At 66.6% G+C, this 22136-nt stretch carries 16 protein-coding genes; 1 reads left to right on the top strand and 15 read right to left on the bottom strand.

The genetic code is table 11. The features are described 5' to 3' along the window. Positions 1-187 precede the first annotated feature (187 nt). The 12 genes from BG61_RS43575 to BG61_RS20420 all read right to left on the bottom strand — a co-directional run bounded on the left by BG61_RS43575 (position 188) and on the right by BG61_RS20420 (position 18635). Complete coding sequence (locus tag BG61_RS43575; protein ID WP_174479732.1) at positions 188-1072, bottom strand: hypothetical protein; 885 nt, start codon at positions 1070-1072, stop codon at positions 188-190. Continuing rightward, positions 1069-1464, bottom strand: a complete 396-nt coding sequence (locus BG61_RS20470; RefSeq protein ID WP_035940219.1) for a type II secretion system protein — start codon at positions 1462-1464, stop codon at positions 1069-1071. Before BG61_RS20470 ends, BG61_RS43575 begins: the two co-directional genes overlap by 4 nt. Before the next feature lie 5 nt (positions 1465-1469). Beyond that, positions 1470-2021, bottom strand: a complete 552-nt coding sequence (locus tag BG61_RS20465) for a type II secretion system protein (RefSeq protein ID WP_081868138.1) — start codon at positions 2019-2021, stop codon at positions 1470-1472. Beyond that, positions 2018-4522 carry a secretin N-terminal domain-containing protein gene (locus BG61_RS20460; RefSeq protein WP_420912386.1) on the bottom strand — a complete coding sequence of 835 codons (2505 nt, stop codon included), beginning with the start codon at positions 4520-4522 and terminating at the stop codon, positions 2018-2020. The genes BG61_RS20465 and BG61_RS20460 overlap by 4 nt, the downstream gene beginning before the upstream one ends. Before the next feature lie 76 nt (positions 4523-4598). Further along, positions 4599-5117: a hypothetical protein gene (locus tag BG61_RS20455; RefSeq protein WP_035940204.1), complete on the bottom strand. Its 519-nt coding sequence runs from the start codon at positions 5115-5117 to the stop codon at positions 4599-4601. Then, complete coding sequence (locus BG61_RS43570; protein WP_174479731.1) at positions 5114-6508, bottom strand: hypothetical protein; 1395 nt, start codon at positions 6506-6508, stop codon at positions 5114-5116. The genes BG61_RS20455 and BG61_RS43570 overlap by 4 nt, the downstream gene beginning before the upstream one ends. Continuing rightward, entirely contained in the window at positions 6505-7056 is a 552-nt protein-coding gene (locus BG61_RS20445) for a pilus assembly protein (protein WP_035940205.1), read from the bottom strand. Before BG61_RS20445 ends, BG61_RS43570 begins: the two co-directional genes overlap by 4 nt. After that, positions 7053-7928, bottom strand: a complete 876-nt coding sequence (locus BG61_RS20440) for a hypothetical protein (protein WP_063741069.1) — start codon at positions 7926-7928, stop codon at positions 7053-7055. The genes BG61_RS20445 and BG61_RS20440 overlap by 4 nt, the downstream gene beginning before the upstream one ends. Beyond that, entirely contained in the window at positions 7921-9633 is a 1713-nt protein-coding gene (locus BG61_RS20435) for a GspE/PulE family protein (protein ID WP_232256448.1), read from the bottom strand. The genes BG61_RS20440 and BG61_RS20435 overlap by 8 nt, the downstream gene beginning before the upstream one ends. Beyond that, the gene (locus BG61_RS20430) at positions 9630-10817 is read right to left on the bottom strand and encodes a type II secretion system F family protein (RefSeq protein WP_035940206.1); all 1188 of its coding nucleotides are present in this window, start codon (positions 10815-10817) and stop codon (positions 9630-9632) included. The genes BG61_RS20435 and BG61_RS20430 overlap by 4 nt, the downstream gene beginning before the upstream one ends. A gap of 97 nt (positions 10818-10914) precedes the next feature. Further along, positions 10915-11388: a type II secretion system major pseudopilin GspG gene (gene gspG, locus BG61_RS20425; protein ID WP_051672675.1), complete on the bottom strand. Its 474-nt coding sequence runs from the start codon at positions 11386-11388 to the stop codon at positions 10915-10917. A gap of 89 nt (positions 11389-11477) precedes the next feature. Then, positions 11478-18635, bottom strand: coding sequence for a beta-1,3-glucanase family protein (locus BG61_RS20420; protein WP_035940207.1), 7158 nt, complete (start codon positions 18633-18635; stop codon positions 11478-11480). 307 nt (positions 18636-18942) lie between these two features. Between BG61_RS20420 and BG61_RS44995 the strand changes: the two genes are divergently transcribed. Next, positions 18943-19602, top strand: coding sequence for a hypothetical protein (locus tag BG61_RS44995; protein WP_370818107.1), 660 nt, complete (start codon positions 18943-18945; stop codon positions 19600-19602). Here the strand turns inward: BG61_RS44995 and BG61_RS44990 are convergent. From BG61_RS44990 to BG61_RS20405, 3 genes are read right to left on the bottom strand one after another with little or no spacing between them, the layout of a single operon-like run. Continuing rightward, the gene (locus BG61_RS44990; RefSeq protein ID WP_129572350.1) at positions 19526-19891 is read right to left on the bottom strand and encodes a DsbA family protein; all 366 of its coding nucleotides are present in this window, start codon (positions 19889-19891) and stop codon (positions 19526-19528) included. The genes BG61_RS44995 and BG61_RS44990 overlap by 77 nt on opposite strands. 49 nt (positions 19892-19940) lie before the next feature. Continuing rightward, positions 19941-20501, bottom strand: a complete 561-nt coding sequence (locus tag BG61_RS20410) for an RBBP9/YdeN family alpha/beta hydrolase (RefSeq protein ID WP_035940209.1) — start codon at positions 20499-20501, stop codon at positions 19941-19943. 57 nt (positions 20502-20558) lie between these two features. Next, positions 20559-21881, bottom strand: a complete 1323-nt coding sequence (locus BG61_RS20405; RefSeq protein ID WP_035940212.1) for an MFS transporter — start codon at positions 21879-21881, stop codon at positions 20559-20561. Between the last annotated feature and the right edge of the window lie 255 nt (positions 21882-22136).

Genomic DNA, 22136 nt, shown 5'->3' with positions numbered 1-22136 from the left:
CAACCGATTCTGGTTGATTCAATCTCCGGAGTTGGTCCGGCGCCAGTTGCCCTAGCGCACACGGTGCTGGTCTCGCAGGCCGAACGCTTGCTGGAGACGGTCAGCGTGTTCCGGACCCCGGTGGAATCGGCGATGTGGAGGTGGCGGCATAACGCGTGCCGCCCGCGCAGGCGGCTGGCCGCGCCGCTCAGTGGCTCATGCCGCTGCCCGACGAAAAGCCACCGCCGTTCGAGAACCCACCGTTCGTCGAAAATCCGCCGCCATTCGAAAACCCACCGCCGTTCGAAAACCCACCGCTGCCGCTCCCGAAACCGCCGCCATTCGAAAAGCCCCCGCTGTTCCCGAACCCGCCGCCGGTGCCGAAGCCCTCATCCGCCGCAGACCCGCTACTCGCCGGCGCTCCCCCGCCCGCCGCATCGACACCGCCCACCGGCAAACCGCTGCCATCCCCCGCCACCGGCACCGGCCCGCCCGGGAAAATCCCGCCCGGCAACACCACGGCCCCCGTCGCGCTCGGCGGACGCTGACCCTGCGCCAGTTGCGGCGGCCGCGCGACGAACACCCATTGCGCGTAGCTGCGCCGGTCCTCGAAACCGCGAAACTCTTCGGAAAACTGCCGCAACTGGATCGGCCGCTCGCGCGACGCGCTGTGGATGCCGACGATCGTCTGCCCGTTCGGCGAGCGCACCAGCACCCAGTCGGCCTTGCCCGTCATCGGATCGACATAGACACGGCGCAGATGCCGCATCGGATTCGGATAACGCGGATCGCGCACGAGCTCCTCGAGCGTGCGCGGCTGCGTCGGCTGGCCGACCGGCGTGTTATCGGCGTAACTGAGCAGCGCGCGTTGGAACTGGCCGCCGACATAGAGCAGCTCCTTCTCCGCCATGCGCCGCTCATAGATCCCGCCGAGCTGGATCGTGGCCGCCGCCGCCGCGCCGATGATCGCGATGCCGATCAGCAGCGCGAGATAGGCATAACCGCGCTGCCCGCGCCGCCCGCCGGCACCGGGCACAGTCAGGCGCTGGACCGGCCGCCGCTCACGCCGCAAGCCTCGCCCTCGCGCCGTCATAAGGAATCGAAGGGCCGGCCATCGAGCGTCGTGCCTTGCGCACCGCTCTTGATGTCGAAGACCTTGCCGGGAAATTGCTCTTCAGGCGGCACGATCTGCCAGGTGCTCGTGCTGTCGGTGACAGGGTCGAGCGGCAGCGTGCGCAGATAGTGCCTGTCGACGAGCTCCTCGAGCGAATCGGGATAGCGGCCGAGATCGCCGTAGAACTTGTCGATCACATTGCGCGTCGCGTGCAGGTTCTCGGCGAGGATCTTTTCCTTCGACGCGTCGATCGAATGGAAATACTGCGGCAGCGCGATCGTCAGCATCAGCGCGACGATTGACAGCACGATCAGCAGCTCGATCAGCGTGAAGCCCTTCGGCCCGTGTCGCCCCTGCATCGGGTTTTTCATGACCGTCACCAGTTCCGGTAGGGAATGCCGTTCAACCCGACGCCTGTCGACTGCGAGTAGACGTCGTAGACGTCGTCGCCTTCCTGCGGATCGTCCGGTTCGCTCGCATAGGCGCGCTTGCCCCAGGTGTCCACGGCGTCGAGCTGCGGATTGTTGTTCATCGGGTCGCGCGGCATGCGGCGAAGGAAGTAGATCTTGTTCCCCTTCGGGTCGTTCTGATCCTTCACACCGTCTACAAGAATGCCCAGCTTCGGCGGATAGCCGGACGCGCCGCTCTCGACCGGCAGGCGCCCGTCCTTCGAAGCGGCCTTGTAGGCGTCGATCGCGCCGCGGATCTGATGCAGCGCCTCGCGCAACGCCTGCTCGCGTTCGCGCTGGCGCATCACCTGCGCGACCGGCACCGTCATGCTCGCGAGCACGCCGAGAATCGCCAGCGTGACGAGCAGCTCGATCAGCGTGAAGCCGCGCGCCGCATGACCGCCGGCGCGAGACGCGCAAAGCAGGCGAGACGCACGATGCGCAGCACGGCCGCATGCGTCGGGGGATTCGTTCGTCATGGTGTGGCCACGATGCCAAGCGTGTAGGCGGACGGCGGCGTGAACGTGATCGGCGCACCCGTCAGACCCACCACCGAGCCCGGCACGATCTTGACCGAGGTCTGCGAGGCCGGTGCCAGCGCCTTGAAGCCCAGCACCGCGTAGGTCCCCGTCGAGGCGGCACCCATCCCGCCCTGCACGGAATTCGACAACTGCACCTGGCCGGTGCCGATGCGGCTCGAGAACGAGGTCGGCGCGCCGCCCTGCTTCATGAAGTCGCCCTCCGTGACGCCGATGAACTGCAGCTTGGTGGTGTCGAAGCTGACCGTCGACGATGCGCTCGCGACCGGCTGGTCGGCCGACATCGACAGCGACACGGTCACCGAATCGCCTGCCTTGACCTGCGGCGGCCCTTCCACCGTCATCTGCGCGGTGCCGATCACCGCGCCGCCGCCGACCACGGGCACGCCATCGCCGCCGTAATAGCCGCCCGCGCCGCCGTAGCCTGCACCATAACCGCCCGCACCATAACCGCCGGCACCGGCACCGGCGCCGTTCACGCCATTCGCACCGTTCGGCTGTCCGCCCGCGCCGAATCGCGATGCGTCGGCAGCTGCGCCGCCCCCGCCCGACGCATTCAACGACGAGGCCGGCGCCGCCAGCCCGTTCGACTGGATCATGCTGCGCAGGTTGGTTTCGGTACCCGACGTGAAGTAGGCGAGATCGGCAGCGGGGCGGCGGATGTTGCGCACTAGATGCGGCGTGATCGCAAGCACGATCTCGGTGTTCTTGGCCTGGTTATCGGTCGCGCCGAACAGCCGGTCGAGAATCGGCAACTGGCCGATCCCCGGCACCTTGTTGCCCGAGGTGCGCTCCTCGTTGTCGATCAGGCCGGCGAGCACGTCGGTTTCGTTGTTCTTCAGCTGCAGCACGGTGCTGGCCGTGCGTGTGCCGATCTGGTACGCGGCCGTGCCCGTGGTGGTCGTGACCGCGTTGCCCAGACTGCTGACTTCCAACGCCAGCTTGATGCCGATCGTGTCGTCGAGATAGATGGTCGGCTCGACATTCAGCGTCAGGCCGATGTCGAGATAGTTGACCGACTGCGACAGGAAGCCGGTCGAGGTCGCGGTCGACGTAATGTTCGGCACGCGCTCGCCGATCAGGATCTTCGCCTTCTCGTGATTGCGCACGCGGATGCGCGGATTGGTCAGCAGCTTGACGTCGGAATCCTGCACGTTCGCGTTGATCGTCGCCTGCAGCGACGACAGCCCGATCGTGCGCGACGTCTGGTTCAGCAGATCGTGCAGCGTCAGCGCCGGGGTCGAGCCGCTGGTGCCGCCGCCGAACGAGCCACCGCCGGAACCGAATGGGGAGAATGGCGATCCAGCGCCGATGGCATTGCCGGGCTGCCCGGTAACCGGCGCGATCGCGCTGCCGAGCGGCAGCGGCGTGACGTTGACCGAACCCGGCCATGCAATGCCCAGATTGACCTCGTGGTTGCGCTGCACCTCGAGCACTTCCACCTCCAGCATCACCTCCGGTTCCGGCACGTCCTCGAGCGCGACGAGTCGCTCGGCCATCCGGATCGCGTCCGGCGTATCCCGCACGATCACCATGTTGAGCTTCTCGTCGGCGACCACGTCGTGGATCTTCAGGATCGTCTTCAGCGTGTTCGCGATCGCCTTCGCCTCGGTGTTCGAGAGGAAGAAGGTGCGTACCGCGAGCTCCTGGTAGTCCTTCACCTTCGCGGGCGTGTTCGGGTAGATCAGCACGGTGTTCTCGTCGAGCACCTGTTGCGCGAGCTGGTTGGTCGCGAGCACGTAGCGCACGGTCGCGTCGATCGTGCTGTTCTTCAGAAAGATCGTGGTGCGCTGGTCGGTCTTCACGTCGCGATCGAACAGGAAGTTCATGCCCGACGAGCGCGAAATCACGTCGAAGATCTGCTTGAGCGGCGCGTCGCGGAAATCGATGCGAATCGGCTTGCGATAGGCTGCGGCGAGCGCGGCCTCGACGCGCGCCGAACCCGTCTCGGCGCCGAGCTTGCGCTGCAGTTCGAGCGCGCGGCGGTTGGCGGGCGCCTCGGTCAACACGGCATCGAGCATGTGCCGCGCATCGTCGCTCTGATGCCGGACGAACAGCGCCTCGGCGCGGCTCAGCATGATGTTCAGGCGTGCGTCGGTGTCGAGCGTGGCGATCCCGGCCTGCGCGCGCTCGTTGTCGGGGTTCAGCGCGAGCGCGTGCTCGTAGGCCTTGCGCGCGGCATCGCGCGCGCCGGCGGCGCCGAGCCGGCCGCCCTGCTCGACCAGTTCGTTGACCGTCTTCTCGCGTGCGACGAGCCAGCTCTGCCGGTAATTCGCGTCCTCGGGTTCCTGGTCGGACGCATCCTTGTACTTCGCGATGCCTTCGTCGGTCTTGCCGGAGGCGATCAGCTTCTGGCCGTCGCGATAGGCCTGCTGCGCCGCGCAGGCGCTCAGCAGCACCGGCAGCGCGGCCAGGATCATCCCGCGCCGCAGGCGGTGCATCGCGCTCGCGCCGTGCGCGTGCGAGCGGTTTCGAATCGGGAATGGCTTGGGCAACGGTTCGTTCCTCATAACGCGCTTAGTCGGCGCTGCCGATATCGAGCGTCTGGACAAGTTTCAAAGGCAGGTAGACCAGCGTCATGGTCGGTGGACTGATCGAATCGACCCGGTAGGTCCCGTCGATCACCGTCTGGTCGTTCACGATCAGCGTGTCGTCGCCGCGCGCGAGATAGACCTCCCAGCGGCCGGCCGACTGCTGCTTGCCGATGTAGGTGAACGGCATTAGCGGCATGTCCGGCAGCGGCGGCACGTTCACCTGATCGGGCGCGGCGGACGGCAACGGCGGGGCGAGCATCCGTGTGTTGAACAGCGCGTGCGTGCCGGCCGCGGCGCGCTCGTCGCGCACGTGGATCGAGGCGATCGCGATCGCGCCGGAGGCGGCGCCGCCGCTGCGGGAGGCGCGGTCCCCGGCCGGCGCGGACGGCGCGGCGGCATGCGGCGCGGCCTCGACGATCGTGTCGTCCGGCGCGCGGCTGAAGACGAGCACCAGCGCGCACGAGACGAACAGCACGGCCATCACGATGTGCTGGCGCTTCATGGCGCGGCTCCTTCTGATTCGGCGGAAGCGGCCGGCGGCTTCAGCCCGGCCGTCGGCGCACTCGCCCCGCCGGGAGCGGCCGGCGCCACGGGCGCAGAAGCCGGCACGCCCGGTGCTGGCGAGGATGCCGCAACCGGCGCGCGCCCTGCCGCCACGATCGATTCAGGCTTTGCGGGTACGGCTGCCGGCGGTGGCGCAATCGCTACCGGCGTTGCAATCCCGGCTGCACCGGGGTCCGCAGCAGACTTCGGCGCAAAGGTAAGCGGCGCGGCGGCACCATGAACCGGCACCGCGATGATGGGCAGGGCGGGCGACGCCGCGCGCGCCGGTATCGTGGCGATCGTGACGAGCGACGGTGCCGTTGTTGTATGCGCGGGCGTCGCGACGGCTGACATGGCCACGCCGAGGCCTGGCATCGGGACCGTCGGTAAAGCAGGCGTGGCCGCACGTGACGACGTGCCAACTCGCCCAGCGCCGTGCGACGGCGCCGCCGAGGGCACTCCGCCCGTCGTTGCGCGAGCCGGTAACGCTCTGGCCGCCGCGCCCCTCGTCCGGTCCGGCGCACCCGCAGGCATGCTGTTGGTCGTCGGCAGCGGCACCTCCGCTGTAACCGTTGCAACCGCCGTCGTGGGCGAAAAGGTGACAGGCAGCGCCGAATTGGTCACCGAGGCCGCGCGCGGCGCGCTCGCCACTGCCGGAACTGGAACCGGGGCCGAAGCCGCGCCCGGCCCCACAGCGCCCGCTGCCGCCGACACAGCCGCCGCCGCTGAAGCCCCTGCTGCCGAAGCAGCCGCCTCGGCAGCAGCGACTTCCGACGCGCTGATCGGCGCAATCGTCACCGGTCGCAGGAACGCGGTGAAGCGCAGGTTCGCCTCGACGCCCGGATCGTTCGCCGAGTTGCGCTTGAAACGCATGTCGTCGAGTGCCGCGTACGGCACCGCCACCAGTACCTTCTCGCTGAACTGTCGCAAGCGCGCGTAATCGCCCTTGACCGGCAGCACGATCGTGTAGGTATCGAACCGCCCCGGCGTATCGTGCCCCGGCTTGTATTCCGCCTTGTCGAGCGTGACACCGGCGGCGGCCGCCGCCTCGAACAGATGCGTGACGATCTCGCCGGTATGCGCGGAATCGCCGAGCCGGTCATAGAAATCGGCGAGCCGGGCGGCCGCGAGCACGGGCGCCGGCACGACCGGCTTCGGCACCGGCATCGCACGCAGCCGCGCCACTGAGCGCGTCTCGTCGTCGACGCGCGCCGACATCCCGGGCACGAGGCCGAGCCATAACAGCGCGGCGGCAAGCAGCAGCGCGCCCGCGAGCAGCGGGCCGGCGCCGAAGCGCGCGAGCGCGAGACGAAGCCTCAGCAGGCTCCGCGCGAATGACTGCACGTTCACGATCCGGTCCCCCGCCACTGCACTTCGACCTGGAACCGGAGCACGCTGTCCATGCCATCTTTCACGAGTTCATGCCGCGTCAGCGTCACGCGGCCGAGCAGCGGCTGCCGGCCCAGCGAGCTGAGGTAATCGAGCATCTCCCTGGCGCCCGTGCATTCGGCCTCGATGCGGATCAGCGCGCGGCCCGGCTCGGGCGTGATCGACATCAGCGCGATCTGCGCAGGCGTTGCGGCTTCGATCGCATCGAGCAGGTCGTCCCACGGCAGGTTCAAACGCGCGACGGCAATGTTGACCACCGCAGCCTGCTTCGCGTCGACCGGCTCGCCCCGCACACGCGACGACGCCTGCGCGGCGCGCTCGTTGCGCTCGACGATGCGGCTCGACTCACCGTCGAGCGCCTGCAGGCGCACCAGCAGCGTCTGCGCGCGAAACGCCGCGGCACCGCACAGCAGCAGACCGGCCAGCGCGAGCAGGCGCGCGGACGGACGGATCCGGCACCACTCGCGCCGCACGCTGAACGGCGCGAGATCGATAGGCAGGTTTCTCATCGTGTCGGACCGCTCCAGGCGAGCGGCACGGCGGGCGACGTATCACCGCGGCCCGAACCAGACCTCGCGCGATCGGCGGGATCACACCAGCGCAGCGTCATCCCCGGATCGGCGAAGTCGCTCGCGCCCGGCTGCCAGGCGTCGCAGCGCGGCCCGTGCAGCAGCAGCGTCGACGGAACCGGCAGGTCGTCAAGCAGCGCCGCGCGCGCGACCTGCTCGCGCAGCCAGGTGATCGACGGCATCGGCTCGGGCAGCGCGAGGGTACGGACCGCAGCCACGCGCGGCCGTGGCGCCGCCGCGATCAGGCCGAGCGTCAGCGCGCGTTCGCCACGCGTCGCGAGCCAGGTGTCGGCGCCCAGTTCGCGGCGCGACCGATTCCAGGCCGCAACGAATTCGGGCATCGCCGAGACGATGCAGCCGCGCCCCGCCGCAACAGCCTGCTGCAGGACATCCGACCAGAGCCGCGACACCGCGCAGGCGAGGAACGGCTCGGCAGCCTGCCAGTCGGCCACCACTTGCCAAGCGGCAGGATCGTCGCCGTAGAGCGTCTGGAAACGCACGGCCGCGGCGGCGCGCAGATCCTGCATCCGCACACCGTTATCGGCCGGCGTGACGATGAAATACCGTACCAGCGCGTCGGCGAACGTGACATGCACGGGCAGCCCGCTGCCGCCCGCTTCGTCGAGCGCGGCGGCGATCAGCGCGGCGAGCGACTCCGCCGATGCGTCGGCCGCCGCCGGCAGCGGCCGTTCGACGAACCTCGCCGGCGCCTTGCGCGAGGCTCCGGTACACTGCACCGTCACCGCCTCGCGCGACAGCGAGAGCCGGCAGTGTCCACGCGGCGCGAGCCGCCTGAGCCAGCGTTCAAGCATTGAGCGTCACCCGTTTCACTTCGGCCAGCGTGGTCTCGCCGCGCTTGACGAGCCCGAGCGCAACCTCGCGCAACTGCCTCGTGCCGTTGCGGCGCGCCACTTCCTTGATGACGCGGATCGGCTGCTTCTCGACCACCAGGTCGCGGATCTCGTCGTCGAGGACCAGGATCTCCGCGATCGCGCGCCGTCCGCGATACCCGGTGCCGCGGCAGTCGCCGCAGCCGGTGCCTTGCCGGAACGCGTAGTCCGCCACGCCCTCGCGCGTGAGGCCGAGGCGCGCGAGCTCGGCGTCGGTCGGAACGTAGGGCGTCGCGCAGCGCGGGCAGTTCACGCGCAACAGCCGCTGCGCCCAGATCCCGTTCAGCGCCGATACGAACGCATAGGGATCGATGCCCATGTGGCTGAAGCGTCCGAACACGTCGAACACGTTGTTGGCGTGGACGGTGGTCAGCACCAGGTGGCCCGTCAGTGCCGACTGCACGGCGATCTCGGCGGTCTCGCGGTCGCGGATCTCGCCGACCATGATCTTGTCCGGGTCATGGCGCAGGATCGAGCGCAACCCGCGCGCGAAGGTCAGCCCCTTCTTTTCGTTGACGGGAATCTGCAGGATCCCCGGCAGCTGGTATTCGACCGGGTCCTCGATCGTGATGATCTTGTCGCGGCCGCTGTGAATCTCGGTCAGCGCCGCATAGAGCGTGGTGGTCTTGCCCGAGCCGGTCGGGCCCGTCACCAGCAGCATCCCGTAGGGTTCCTCGGCCAGCCCGCGCAACGCGGCCAGCGACTCGGCGTCGTAACCGAGCGCCTCGAGTGACAGCGACCCGTAGGCCTCGATCATCGCGCGCTTGTCGAGAATCCGGATCACCGCATCCTCGCCGTGGATGCTCGGCATGATCGACAGGCGCAGGTCGATGTCGCGGCCGCCGGCGGCAACGCGGAAGCTGCCGTCCTGCGGTACGCGCCGCTCGGCGATATCGAGTTCGGCGAGCACCTTGAGGCGCGAGATCACCTGCTCGGCGGTTTCGATGCCATGGATCGTCGCGGCGGCGTCGAGCACGCCATCGACGCGATATTTGAGCGCGAGCCCGGTCGCCGTGCTTTCGAGATGGATGTCGGACGCGCCCGCCTTCAGCGCATCGTAGAGCGTCGAGTTGACGAGCTTCACGGCCGGGCTCGCCACCTCGTTGACGGTCTGGAACGACAGTACCTGCGCGGTGCTGCCGTCGGCGCGCACGCCCTCAGCGACGTTCACGAGGCTGTCGACCGCGCGCGTCGATTCCTCCATGCGCGTGTGGTACGCGAGCAGGTCGCCCGCCAGCGCGAGCCGCATCTCGACGGCGGCGCCCGCCTGCGCGCCGAGCCAGGTCTGCAGGTCCAGATCGAACGGGCTCGTGACGACCCCGACCAGCGCGCCATCGGTCTCGCGCAGCAACGCGCAGCGGCGCTGCATGGCGCGCGACAGCGGCACCCGGTCGAACGCGGGCGTCAGCGCCAGCATGCCGGCCGTCTCGATGACGGGCATCGCAAGCTGGCGCGCGAGCGCGCTCAGCAATTCGAACGGCTCGGCGCCCGTCAGCGCCTGCAATTCCTCGACGAGGTGGCGTTGCGTGGCGGCCGCCGCCGCGCGGGCGCGGACCAGCAAGTCGGCGTCGAACAGCGGCGCGGACAACGGTGCGTCCGCAACGGGCTGCATCTCATGCGTGCTCATGACAGACTCCCCGCAAGATCGAAGATCGGCATGTAGAGCAGCACGACAATGGTGCCGACCACCACGCCGATCGCCGCCATCAGCAACGGCTCGAACATTCGCGTGAAGCGATCGATCCAGCGGCTGATCTCGCCGTCGTAGAACGCGGCCGACTGGGTCAGCATCGCGCCGAGTTCGCCCGAGCGCTCGCCGACGCGCAGCATCCGCAGCGAGATCGGCGTGGTCAGGTCTTGCGCGAGGAACGCGGCGGACAGCGGTTCGCCCGACTGCACGGCCGCACGGGCCCGAAGCAGGCTGTCGCGCATGGCCGGCGAGACCGTGCCGCAGGCCGTCTCCATCGCGGCGACGATCGGAATGCCGCCCTCGAGCAGCATGCCGAGCGTGAGGTAGAGCCGCGATAACTGATAGATCCGCAAATGCGGACCGAGCACGGGGACGCGGCTGAGCAGGCTCACGAGGCCGAACCGCGCGATGGTCGCGCGCACGCCCATGAAGATCGCCACGGCGATGCCGAGCGCCGCGAACACGAGCGGCAGTCCGTGCGCCGAGGCGAACTTGCCCCAGTTCAGCAGCATCTGCGACATCCACGGCAGCGCGCGGCCGGTGCCCTCGTAGATCGAGGCGAAGCGCGGTACCACGTAGGTGATCAGGAACGCCGACACGCCGCCGCCGACGACCAGCAGGATGCTCGGATAGATCGCCGCGCTGACGAGCTTGTTGCGCACCGCATCGATGCGCCCCTGATAATCGACGTAGCGTTGCAGCGCGCGCGGCAGATCACTGGTGCCCTCGGCCGCGCGGACGATGCCGACGTAGAGCGGCGCGAACACATCGGGCTGCTCGCCGAGCAGGCTCGAGAAACGCTTGCCCTCGCGCAGCCCGGCCAGCAACCGGTCGAGCACGCCGCGCAACCGTGCGCCGCCCTCGCGTTCGAGCAGCGCCTCGAGACCCTCGACGATCGACAGGCCCGCCTTCAGCAACGCGAGCAGTTCCTGGCTGAACAGCACAACCGAGATCCCGCCACGCGAGCCGGCCGGCCGGCGCAGCGCGCGCACGGGCGCCACGCGTGTGACGTGCAGGCCGCGCGCTTCGGTGTGAGCGCGAGCGCCGGCCTCGTCCTGGGCGTCGACCACGAGCGCGATGATCCGGTTCTCCGGCGAGAGCGCTCTTACTTCATATTGCATGGTGCTGTCTTACCTTTCGTCGTGACTTGCTGCATGGGGGTGCGTCCCGTAAGGCGCACCCCCATGACGGGTCCGCCGGCGGCGGACCCGTCATGCTTCATTCGCTGCTGATGTCGGCATCCTCGCCGGAACCGCCCGGTTGCCCGTCGCGGCCATACGAGATCACCGCGTAATCGCCCTTGGTGCCGGGCACCTGGTAGACGTACGGATGGCCCCACGGATCGGGGGGCGTGTCCTTCTTCAGGTACGGACCGTTCCACTTGTCCGCGCTGGCTGGCTTCACGACCAGCGACTGAAGCCCTTCCTCGACCGTCGGAAAACGGCCGACGTCGAGCCGGAAGTTGTCGATCGCCTTGCTCAGAACGTCGATCTGCGCGCGTGCGACAGTTGCCTGCGACTTGCCGATCTGCGCGAAATAGCGCGGCCCGACGATCGCCGCCAGCATGCCGATGATGACGAGCACCACCAGCAGTTCGAGCAGTGTGAAACCCTTCGCCCGGCGCCGCTGCGCGCGCCGCTCGTTGCGCTTGTTCAGTGGCAGGACAAGCGTCCCGTTCGCCCTGTTATTCATCGATCATCCATCTAAAAGATTGAGGGGCGCCCATGTTTCGGGCGCCCTTGTTCCATCGCGCGTGCGGTCAGGACCTCAACCGCACGGCATCAGTAGCCGATACCGAGCACGATGTGCTCCGGCACCGGCACCTGCACCGTCGAGCTTTGGTTGTTCACGTCGTCGAACGCGTAGCCGTAGGCCAGACCGCTGATGCCGTGGTCATGCCAGAAACGGGCGTACTCGTTGGACGGCGCGGCCTGGTAATAGGCGGACGGGACATTCCACTTCGTCACGTCGCCCATCACATGGCGGTTGAGCGCAGCGCAAAGCTGCGCCTCGATCTGCTGCTGCGTACCGTCGCCATCGAGGAACACGCCGTTGCAAAGCAGCACGTCCTGCGTGGACGGCTTGTTGACGGCATAGGTGCTGCCGGCGAACTGGCCGTTGTGCTGGTCGATTTCGCCGAACACGAGCTGCGTGTCCGTCGCGCGGCCGACGAACGAACGTGCGCCCGCCACCACCGGCAGATCGTGCGAAGCGTAATACGTCCACATGTCGTTGACGTAACCGTCGAAGTAATGGCCGTTGGGCTGGTTCGCGGCAAACGAAGCGTGCGCCGGGGCCATGATCCGGAAGTTCGAGGCCTGCACCGGCTGGAACACCGCCGACACTTCCCGCGAGTACGCCTGGAACAGATCGGCGCGACGCTGCGTGATACCCGACTGCTGGTGCACGGTGCCGTTCGCCGAGTAGACATCCTGCGTGAGCGGGATGCCGAACTCGTCGACCTGCGTCGTGTTGATCCAGAGACCGTTTCCGCCATAGGCGAACTCGTACCAGTCGAACGGAATGCCAAGGCTCGGGTCCGTGCCGTTGTTCGGATCCGGCGGCGCGAAACCGATTGAGCCGTCCGCGGCCGAGTTGATCTTGATGAACAGCGGACTGCCCAGCGACACGAAAATCCGCCCCGAGAACATCGGCGGCAACTGCAGCGTCTTGCTCTGTGCGAGCGTGAAGAAGTAGTTGCTGTAGTTCTGGCCGTTCGGCGCCGTCAGGTGGTTCGGCGCGTCGTTGTCGGAGACTTGCGCCGGCATGATCGTGCCGTCCGGCTTGAGCCACGCGAACTGCCCCGTTGCCGGGTCGCGCGCGATCACCGCGACGTACACCTTGTCGTCGGTGAAGGCGCCCTGCGTGTTGTTCTGCAGGTCGACGCCGATCAGACCAGGCTTGACGGTGTACTTCGGTACCGTCGTGTCGACCGTCAGCGTCGCGCCGCCCGACGTCGTGGCCGTCCCGTCCGGGCCGGTCGCGATCACGCTGTACACCTTGCCGCTATCGGCGGCGACGGTGACCGGCGTGTCGTAGGTCCGGCTCGTCGCGCCGGCGATCGGCTTGCCGCCGAGCTGCCACTGGTACGTGTACGGCCCCGTACCCGACATCACCACCGCGAAGTGGCCGTTCTGCCCGACCGGCACCGTCTGGGTGACCGGCTGGAGGATGAACGGAGTCGCCGGTTGCGTCGGCTGGGTCGTGCCGCCACCCGTTCCTGCCCTCGCCGGGTCGTTGTAGACCGCGAACTCGAACAGCGAGTAACCGTAGCCCGACGATCGCTGCACCCCTTGCAGGCGGATATAGCGTGCCGTGGTGTTGTCGAGCGGAAGATCCTCGACACCACCCTTGCCGTTGCTCTGCGTGTACGCCGTATGCGACCAGTCGTCCTTGTCGTTCGAGGTCTGGATCAGGTACTGCTTGCCGTAAGCGTTCTCCCAGTTGAGCACCACGCGGTTGAAGGCGGTTTCCTTGCCGAGGTCGATCATGAGCCACGCGTCATCGGCGTAGTTCGACGAGAAGCGCGAGTTCAGATCGCCGTCGATTGCGTTCGAAGCCGGATAACCATCGTTCTCGAGCCCGCTCGCGCTTGCCGTCGCGCCCAGCGACAGATTCACCGCGGCCGATGCCGAGCCGAACGCGACGTTGAGCGTATGCGACGCGAGCACGTTGTCGAACGTGTAGTGGTCGATGATGCCGATGTCCTGGCCGTCCACCTTCACGCCCGTCACCGCAGTCCCCGCCGCCGGCACGAACTGGTACGTCTGCACACCACCCTGGAGCACCGAGGCGCTGCCGTTCGGCGTGAGCGTGCCGCTGCCCGTCGACGTTGCCGTGATCGGGAATGTCGGCGTATTCGCCGAGTTGTAGACCTCGAACTCGAACAGCGAGTAGCCGTACTGCGTCGAACGCTTCGTCCCGAACATGCGGACGTAGCGGGCCTGGACCGGCGCGTTGAAACGCAGGTCCTCGGTGCCCCCGGCGCTGCCGGTTTTCGTCACCGCGTCATTCCACACCGCGTTATCCGTCGAGGTCTGGATCTTGTAATCCACCCCGTGCGAATCCTGCCAGCGCAGCACGACACGATCGACGGTCTGGACCGCACCGAGGTCGACCTCGATCCACTGCGGATCGGAGAACGCCGACGACCAGCGCGAATTCGTGCTGCCGTCCGTCGCATTGCCCGGCGCGTAGCCGTCGTTCTCGTTGCCGCTCGACGTGGTCAGCTTGCCGATCGCAAGGTTCGAGCTCGGCGCGGTCGGCGGCGGCGGGGGTGGCGGCGTGCCGCCACCGGTGTTGCCGTTGCCGTTATCGCCGCCATCACCACCGTTGCCGCCGTTGCCACCATTGCCGCCATCACCACCCGTACCGCCGTTGGCCGCGACCACGGTCAACGCCGCCGGCGCGCTCGTCACCGTGCCGCCCGCGTTGCTGATGTCGACCGTATAGACGGCGCCGTTGTCACCCGCGATCGTGAGGGCCGGCGTCGTGTACGACGGGATCGTCGTGATCGCGACGAGCTGGCCGTTGCGCTTCCATTCGAAGTTGAGCGGACCGTTGCCGGTGACGCCAACCGTGAACTTCACGCTCTGGCCTTCGCTGGCCGTCGCGCTCGCCGGCGGCGCGGTGATCACGGGCACCGGGACCGTCGGACCCGAGACGCACATCACCCAGGCCGGCGTGTTGTTGATGATGCCCGGCCAGGACTTGCCCGACGAATCGACGAGCCACGCGTTGTTGGCGAGGTTCGGGACCGGCGTGGTCGTCCAGGTGCGCCACGGCGACGGGAACGCGCATGACGAATAGTTCGCGCGCGCCACCGTCAACGCCTCGTTCAACGTCGGAACGCGCATGCCGATCGACTGGCAATACTTGTTGGCCACCTCCTGCGTGAACTGCGCGCCGTCGGCCGCGAACGTGGTGTACGTGTTCTGCCAGGTCAGGCCGCTGACGTTGTCCTTCACGGTCGGGATGAACGGACCATCCGGCAGACCCGGGATCGTCGAATGCCAGATACCCGTTTGCGCCGGGATCATCGTGTAGCGCTCGGTATCGGCGCCGCACTGCGGTGCGTCGAGCACCTGGAATTCGAACAGCGAGTAGCCGTACTGCGTGGCGCGCTTCAGGCCCAGCATGCGGACGTAGCGGGCCGACGTGCTCGGGAAGAAGCGCGTCTCGGTGCCGCCCGCGCCATCCACCGGCGCGGTGGTATTGCCTGCGCCGTCGGGCTGGCCGTTCGGGAACACCGTCGTCCAGGTCTTCTCGTCGTTCGACACCTGGATGTCGTACTGCGTCGCGGAGGCGTTTTCCCAGGACAGCACGACCTTGTCGAAGGTCTTCACCGAACCGAGATCGACCTCGAGCCACGACGGATCGATTTCCGGCGCCGACGACCAGCGCGTGCCGATCGAGCCGTCGATCGCGAAGGCCGCCGCGAGGCCGCCGTTCTGGTCGCTGCTCGACTTTGCGGTACCGCCGAGGGCCAGGTTCGACGCGTCGGTGCCGCTGACCGCGAGCGTGGCCGTGCGGCTGTTGACCGTGCCCGCGCTGTTGGTAACCGCCACCGCGTAGCTGCCCGCGTCGCTGGCTTGCGCCTGCTGGATCAGGAAGCTGGGCGAATTGTCGCCGACCGGCAGACCGTTATGGGTCCACTGGTAGCTGAGCGGATTCGAGCCCGTCACGCTGATGCTGAACGTCACGCTCTGGCCGAACGGCACGTTCTGGTCGACGATATCCGAGACGACCACCGGCGGCGTCGCGACGCTAACCGACAGGATCACCGGATTCGAGGTGATGGCACCCGCGCTGTTCTTGACAAGGACGCTGTACAACGCGCCGCTGTCCGTCACCGCCATCACCGGCGTGTCGTACACCGGCGAAGTCGCGCCATCGATCGGTGCGTTGTTCTTCAGCCACTGGTACGTGAGCACCGGCGAACCCGAAGCGACCACCGAGAACTCGGCGCTTTGGCCCGCGGTGATGTTCTTCGCGAGCGGAGCCGTGACGATCTGCGGCGCGGCCGGCTGCACCAGCGTCATAATCGCGTTGCGCGAGCCGATGCGACCGATCGTGTTGCTGACTTCGACGCTGAAGGTCGCGCCGTTGTCGCCCTGCTGCAACGTCGGCGTCGTGTAGGTGTAGTCGTTCGCCCCCGGAATCGGCTGGCCGTTCTTGAACCACTGGTAGCCAATCGGCGTCGCGCCGGCCGTCAGCACCGAAAACGTGCTGGTCTGGCCGACCGTGGCGACCTGGTCGGCCGGTTGCGTGACGATCTGCGGCGCGGTCTGGTCCTGCTGGCCAACGATCGTACCGTTGCCGTCGAAACCCTGCGCGTCGACAGCCGGCACCACGTTGAACGAGGCCGACGCGCTGCCGAGGTTCGCCGACGTCACCGTCACTTTCACGGTGCCCGTCGTGAACTGCGTGCGAACCGCGACCTTCGTCATGCCGCCCTCGGCGGACAGCTGAGGGTCGCTCGGCGCGTGATACCCCTGCGGCTGGGTGTCGTCCACGTAGTGATCCGAACCACCGCGATAGGTGCCGGGGCCGCTGACGCTGAACGTCAGGGTCTGGCTTGCGTCCGGAACGAGGTTGCCGTTCGCGTCGACGACCTTGGCCGTCAGCGTCGCCGCATCCGTGCCGTTGGCCGTCAGCTGGAACTGGTCGCCGTCCGGCTTGACCAGTTGCGGGTCGAGCGTCAGCACGAGATGGTCGGCGGGGCCGGCCGTCACGAGCGTATCGGTGGCCGCCACCTGAAGGTTGTCGTTCAGGCACTCGGCGACGAGCGTGCCCGGCTGGAACGCGATGTTGTCCCAGTGAACCTGGCCCGGCAGCAGCGTGGTGTTCTGCGTGAGGTCCGCGGACGGATCCGAGTTCACCGCGTTCGGCGCCTTCGCACCGCCGATCAACTGGCCGTTCAGGCGCAACTGGACTTGCGGGCAGTTGCTGAACGCGTTGACGCGCACGTTGCCGGTGCGGTTCCAGGTATGCGCGAGCTTGACCACCGGCTTGATCGAGTACGGCGTCCAGGCGGCCTCGTAGATGTAGTAGATGAGCCGCGGCAGGCGGTTCCAGTCCATCATCGACGCGCCGTTCGAACGCACTGCGGTGTTCAGCGTGCCGTCCGTCTGCGTGTTGATTTCGCCCGGCGTATCCGCGAGATACCAGTGCGCGATGCCGAACGACTTGCCGGCCACGCTGTGCACCCAGTCGCGAAGGTACGAAGCCGCGAACTGGATCTCGAAGTCGTACTTCCAGCGGCCGACCCCGTCACCCCAGTATTCCGAGCCGTAGGCCGGTGAATTCTGGAAGGTTTGCTTGACATTGATGTCGCATCCCTGGCCGCTACAGCCGAGGATGTCGCCGTTTACCGGGTCCGGCGTACGGTCGGCCTGCGCGCGCGTGTTGACCGGATCCCAGGTACGCGAAATCTGCTTGAGCTGCTTCGCGAAACCTTCGTCCATCGCGCCATTGTTGGCCTCCCAGGCGAGCACCGACGGATGGTTGCGATCGTGGACGATCATGTCGCGATGGAGTTCTTCCTTCAGCGTCACGTTGTTCTGCGTCGCGCAGTTACCCTGGCTGCCGGTCGCGCAGATCGCGCCGAAACCGTTCTCGCCGTCGCCGCTCGGCTGCAGCATCATGATCCCGTACTCGTCGGCGGCATCGAGCCACTCGCGGCCCTGGCTCGAATGGCCCGGGCGATACGAGCTGCCGCCTGCCTGCGCGAGCAGAGACAAATCCCGCCATTGCAGCTCGGGCGGCACGGCCGAGCCGAGCGCCGGGTAGTCGTAACGGCCCGAGGCGCCCCAGAGATAGTGCGGGTGGCCGTTGATGATCGGGAAGTTGCGGTCCCAGGTAATGGTCCGGATCCCGAGCGGGCTTTCCTTGGTGTCGACCACCACGCCGTTGATGCTGACCGAGTGAATCACGCGGTACATGTACGGGTGACCGAAGGTGCTGTTGTTCGGATACCAGAGCGTCGGATTGTTGACCGTCAGCACCTGGTCGAACAGCGTCGGATTAAGCGGGCCCGTGCTGTTCGGCAGCAGCTGCTTCGAATCCTGCGCGGTCGCGACGATGTTGCCCGTCGCATCGACGATCTGCGTCGTCAGCGTGGCCTGCTGGCTCGACGAATATTCGTTGAGCACGTTGGTCTGCACGCGGATCGTGGCCGACGCGTCACTCGCCGACACCGTCGACACGTAGGTGCCCCAGGTGTTCAGCACCGCATAGATGTTTTCGGGGATGTGCACGCGATCGGTGATATGCATCCACACCGGACGGAACAGACCCGTGTCGTCCTGGCCGAAACGGAACGCGCCCGAGAAGCTCGGCGACTCGAAGAAACGGTCGCCGCGCGAAACCTTCACGGCCAGCACGTTGTCGACCGGCTTGCCGTTGGCGTCCTTGAACTGCACGTACGGCGTGATGTCGACGATGAACGGAATGAAGCCGACCACGTGCGTCGCCTGCGCGTTCGTCTGCACCTGGCTGTTGCCCGGGATGAAGTGGCCGTTGATGTAGACCTGCACGCCGGTATGCGCGCCTTCGAACTCGACCAGGATCTTGCGATTGCGCTGGTCGGGGCCGAACGACGGATCAAGCGTGAAATGCTTGCGGTACCAGTTGGTATTACCCGTCAACTGTCCCTGACCGCCGCCCGACATCATGTTGATGAAGGTGTCGTTGTCGGCGGGCGTCTGCGGCACGCCGATCGACTGCCACTTCGAATCGTCGAACGACGGTTGCATCGAGTTCGGATCGTCGACGTCCTTGACGTATTTCCACGGTGTCGCACCCAGGTTGATCCGGATGTGATTGCTCGGTGGCAGCTTCACGGCCGCGTGCGCATGCACCGCGAGCAGGGAGAGCCCCCATAACAGGAGCAACAAGCCCGCACCCTGCCAGGCTAAATGCCTAACACTATTGCGCATGTTGAGTTTCCCAATTTTTGCGTTTAGGTATTTGGTTGCATTCAAGGCCGCGCTAGCGCGCGCGCCCATGCCATGCGGCGCGGGGATACCGGCCAGTTCGGCTCCGGCATTCCCGCGTGCGCTATTCACGACCTTTGTGCCGTCGCCCCAGCCCATTCATGACGGAATGGAAGCAAACGTTTGCTGCGCCAATTAGGGGTTCTCCCTTACTAGCCTCAGGGGGATATCGGCCCAGGATTTCGAAAATTAGTAGGTGTAAACCCTATATTTTCGGAAATAACTGCCGAAACTCGAAATAGGGGCCGGAATGTGTCGAATCGGTGAAACATTGCTTTCTATTGCCAAACTAAATAAACACGTCGAAAGGAATTTGTCGGGCATTCGGGCCCGCATGAAGGCATGGGCTGGACGGCTTGCCAAAAGAAAAAAGGGCCTAGCTAAGCCCTTTTTTCTTTGCTTCGGAAATCTGTCGAAGATGCGTTCTCTACCGCTGCACGGCCCAAATCTCGCCATTGCCGCAAGCGCGAGCCTGATTCGCAGCGCGTCCGTCATCCAGATGTCACTGAATTGGAGCGTGCCGAATCTGGGCTATGATGAGTGCCACCATGCTCAGGAGCGGGGTGTCACCTTGAAGCGACTCTTGGTCTTCACGATGTTCGCCGCCCTGCTGCCTCTGACGGGATGCCCATACTATGTGCCCGCCGGGACCGTCGTCACGACGCCGGCCAGCTTCGACCGGTCCTTCAGTGCCGCCGCGGGCGCGATGAGTGACGAGGGTCTGGCGATCACCGTCCGGGATCCGGCGAGTGGCACCGTAGTCGGCAATCTCAATGGCATGACCGTCACCGCCGGTGTACAGCAGCAGCCGGATGGCAGTGTTGTCGTGCGGTTTAACTCAGCAGACGCTCGCGATCCGACACTGCTTCAACGCATATCGCGTAGTTACGACAGGCGTATGGGGCGGTAAACCTATTTGGAAGTGGTCCCGGTACAGCAGCGATGAATATTCGACATGCTGCCTTCGTCACCGGGAGAATGGGTTCCCGAAAGCGTGTACCGGACGTTGAACACGAAGTGCGGAACGCCGCTGACGCTATGTTCCGTGTGCGGCACACGGCGGCAGGTCGGGTCGGCCCTGCTTCTTGATTCCGCCAGAAGATTCGCGACGCCCCGGTGCGGCTGACGTCCGCCTCCAGATTCCGCTTGCCGATCCGGCACCACGGGCAGATGAAATCAAAGAAGACCTCGACCGTCATCGTGAGGCGGCCGCCAACCTCGCGGCCCGCTGTGGCGGCACATTGCCGCTCAGGCAAGTTCGCGGATCAACGTCTGCGCCATCGGCCATTCACCAAAGCCCGCAGCGGGGTTGAGGTGACCCACCTCGCCGAGGTCGACGAGGCGGCTGCCCCAGTCCTGCGCCATCTGCGCAACGCGCTCGAACCGGGCGAGCGGATCGTCGCGGCTCGCCCCGACGATGGTCGGAAACGGCAACGGCTTGCGGGGAACCGGATGCCATCCGTTTTCAGCGAGCGCATCGAAGGTCGGATAGCCATCGGGCAGCGGATTTTCTAGATCGACCGGCGTGGCGAACAGCGCGCCATGAATCTTGCGGTCGTGCTGCCGCGCCCAATGCACGGTGATCATGACGCCGGCGCTGTGCGCGACCAGGATCACGGGGCCATCGATTTTCGCGAGGGCCGCATCGAGCGCCGCGACGCGCGCGGCGCAACTGAGCTTGTCGTGCTCGAGTGGCGGCACCGAGGCCGCGTTGGGCAGCTTCTGCTGCAGCAGGGTTTGCCAATGCTCGGCGACGTGGTCGCGCAAGCCCGGCACGATGAGAATGGTGGGTGTCGTATCCAGGGTCATGTATCAGTCCTTTTTGGGTCGGAACATCGCGGCGCCGTTGCGTGGCAGCCTGCCTGGTCAGTGCGAAGCCTCTTCGCGCAGCGTTGCAACCCGATCGAGATCCCGGGCGTAAGTCCGCTTGCCGATGAAAAACACGATCGCAGCAAGGAGCGGCGCAAAGGGAACCAGTTGCAGGGCGCCCAGAAGCCCGATCTTGTCAGCGACGATGCCCGTGAGGATCGCGGCAGGCGCCAGCCCCAGCAGGTTGTTGGCGAGCGTGAGCGTGGCGAACGCGGAAGCATGGATCGACGGAGGCGTCAGGTTCGCGACCATTGCACCCGAGGGGCCGGTTGCGCCTGCGCTGAAGAACATGCCGGCGCCAATCAGGACGAGTTGCAACGGTCCTGCGGGCATCTGGAAGCCAATCGCGAGAAAGGCGAAGCACGCGACGCAGAAGGCGATGGCGGTGAGCCACTTCTTTTCGCGCGCATTCTTGCTGATCCGGTCGGTCAGGATCCCGCACACGACCATGCCAAGGCCCGTCACCATCACGAACACCGCGGCGCCTATCGCGGCCTTGGCCGGCGCCATGTCGTAGTAACGGTTCAGGAAGCTCGGCATCCATGCCCACAGCGCGGCCGGCACCAGCAGATGGAAGCCGCTGCCCACGTACGCACATACGATCGACCGGGTCGAAAAGAGTCCCTTCATCAGCGCGCGGAAGCTCATGCGCATGTCGAGGCCCGCCGCCTTCACGCTATTGCCGGCCGGTTGCAACGGCGCGAGCCGCTTTTCAGTGACAATGATCCGGTAGACGATGACCAGCAGCAACCCGAATGCGGCCATCGCGCAGAACGCCGAGCGCCAGCCGAGGTGCGCCGCGACGGCGCCGCCGATCGCCATACCCATCACCGAGCCGAACGCCCCGCCCGCCATGAAGGCGGCCGTCAGCGTCGAGCGCATCCGCACCGGAAAGATGCTGAGGACAACCGCGATGCCGACACTGCCGTAAGCCGCTTCGCCGATGCCGACGAAAGCGCGCGCAAGGAGCATCTCGCCGTAGCTGGTGGAAATCGCGCAGGCGAGCGTCGCGAGACTCCACATGGCAGCCATCAGCACGATGCTCCGTACGCGGCCCCAGCGGTCGGCGAGCACCGACAGCGGGAAGGTCAGCACGCCGACCATGAGCGCGACCACGCTGCTGAGCGATCCGAGGCGCGTATCGGAAAGACCCCATGCCGACTTGAGCATCGGAAAGACGGCATTCAACACCTGCCGCGACATGTAGTCGGAAAGCAGCAACCCGACCGTGAGCGCAAACACCACCCAGGCATAGGCGTGCACGTCGCCTCGTGTTTTTGAAACTTCACCCATCGTGGGTTCGGCGTGATGCATGAGCATGGAATGTCTCCTTCCAGAATCTCGCGAGCGACTTACCTTGCGCACATGGGCAAAGGGCCGCTTTTCGATACTTGTACGTTGGCCCCGGCGCACGCCGAGGGCAGTCCTTTCATGTCCGGCACCGGTGTGACGACATCACGTCACCACCGGGCCATGTTCACTCACGCGGCGCGCAGCGGCAGGTTCTTCACGCCTGCCACGCGGCTCGGCGCCATGCCGTTCGCGGCGAGCGTCTCGTCGGCGTCCTTGTATTGC

This window comes from Caballeronia glathei, assembly GCF_000698595.1.
GTDB lineage: Bacteria > Pseudomonadota > Gammaproteobacteria > Burkholderiales > Burkholderiaceae > Caballeronia > Caballeronia glathei.
Note: the sequence above shows the minus strand (reverse complement) of the source record. Positions and strands in the feature narration are given on the sequence as shown.

What these genes read in the sequence shown, in the direction of transcription:
- BG61_RS20470 (WP_035940219.1), bottom strand. Translation starts at nt 1,464, where the DNA reads ATGAAAAACCCGATGCAGGGGCGACACGGGCCGAAGGGCTTCACGCTG.
- BG61_RS20430 (WP_035940206.1), bottom strand. Translation starts at nt 10,817, where the DNA reads ATGCAATATGAAGTAAGAGCGCTCTCGCCGGAGAACCGGATCATCGCG.
- BG61_RS20440 (WP_063741069.1), bottom strand. Translation starts at nt 7,928, where the DNA reads ATGCTTGAACGCTGGCTCAGGCGGCTCGCGCCGCGTGGACACTGCCGG.
- BG61_RS20455 (WP_035940204.1), bottom strand. Translation starts at nt 5,117, where the DNA reads ATGAAGCGCCAGCACATCGTGATGGCCGTGCTGTTCGTCTCGTGCGCG.
- BG61_RS20445 (WP_035940205.1), bottom strand. Translation starts at nt 7,056, where the DNA reads ATGAGAAACCTGCCTATCGATCTCGCGCCGTTCAGCGTGCGGCGCGAG.
- BG61_RS20460 (WP_420912386.1), bottom strand. Translation starts at nt 4,522, where the DNA reads ATGCACCGCCTGCGGCGCGGGATGATCCTGGCCGCGCTGCCGGTGCTG.
- BG61_RS20435 (WP_232256448.1), bottom strand. Translation starts at nt 9,633, where the DNA reads ATGAGCACGCATGAGATGCAGCCCGTTGCGGACGCACCGTTGTCCGCG.
- BG61_RS20410 (WP_035940209.1), bottom strand. Translation starts at nt 20,501, where the DNA reads ATGACCCTGGATACGACACCCACCATTCTCATCGTGCCGGGCTTGCGC.
- BG61_RS44990 (WP_129572350.1), bottom strand. Translation starts at nt 19,891, where the DNA reads ATGACGGTCGAGGTCTTCTTTGATTTCATCTGCCCGTGGTGCCGGATC.
- gspG (WP_051672675.1), bottom strand. Translation starts at nt 11,388, where the DNA reads ATGAATAACAGGGCGAACGGGACGCTTGTCCTGCCACTGAACAAGCGC.
- BG61_RS20420 (WP_035940207.1), bottom strand. Translation starts at nt 18,635, where the DNA reads ATGCGCAATAGTGTTAGGCATTTAGCCTGGCAGGGTGCGGGCTTGTTG.
- BG61_RS20405 (WP_035940212.1), bottom strand. Translation starts at nt 21,881, where the DNA reads ATGCTCATGCATCACGCCGAACCCACGATGGGTGAAGTTTCAAAAACA.
- BG61_RS20465 (WP_081868138.1), bottom strand. Translation starts at nt 2,021, where the DNA reads ATGACGAACGAATCCCCCGACGCATGCGGCCGTGCTGCGCATCGTGCG.
- BG61_RS44995 (WP_370818107.1), top strand. Translation starts at nt 18,943, where the DNA reads ATGTGTCGAATCGGTGAAACATTGCTTTCTATTGCCAAACTAAATAAA.
- BG61_RS43575 (WP_174479732.1), bottom strand. Translation starts at nt 1,072, where the DNA reads ATGACGGCGCGAGGGCGAGGCTTGCGGCGTGAGCGGCGGCCGGTCCAG.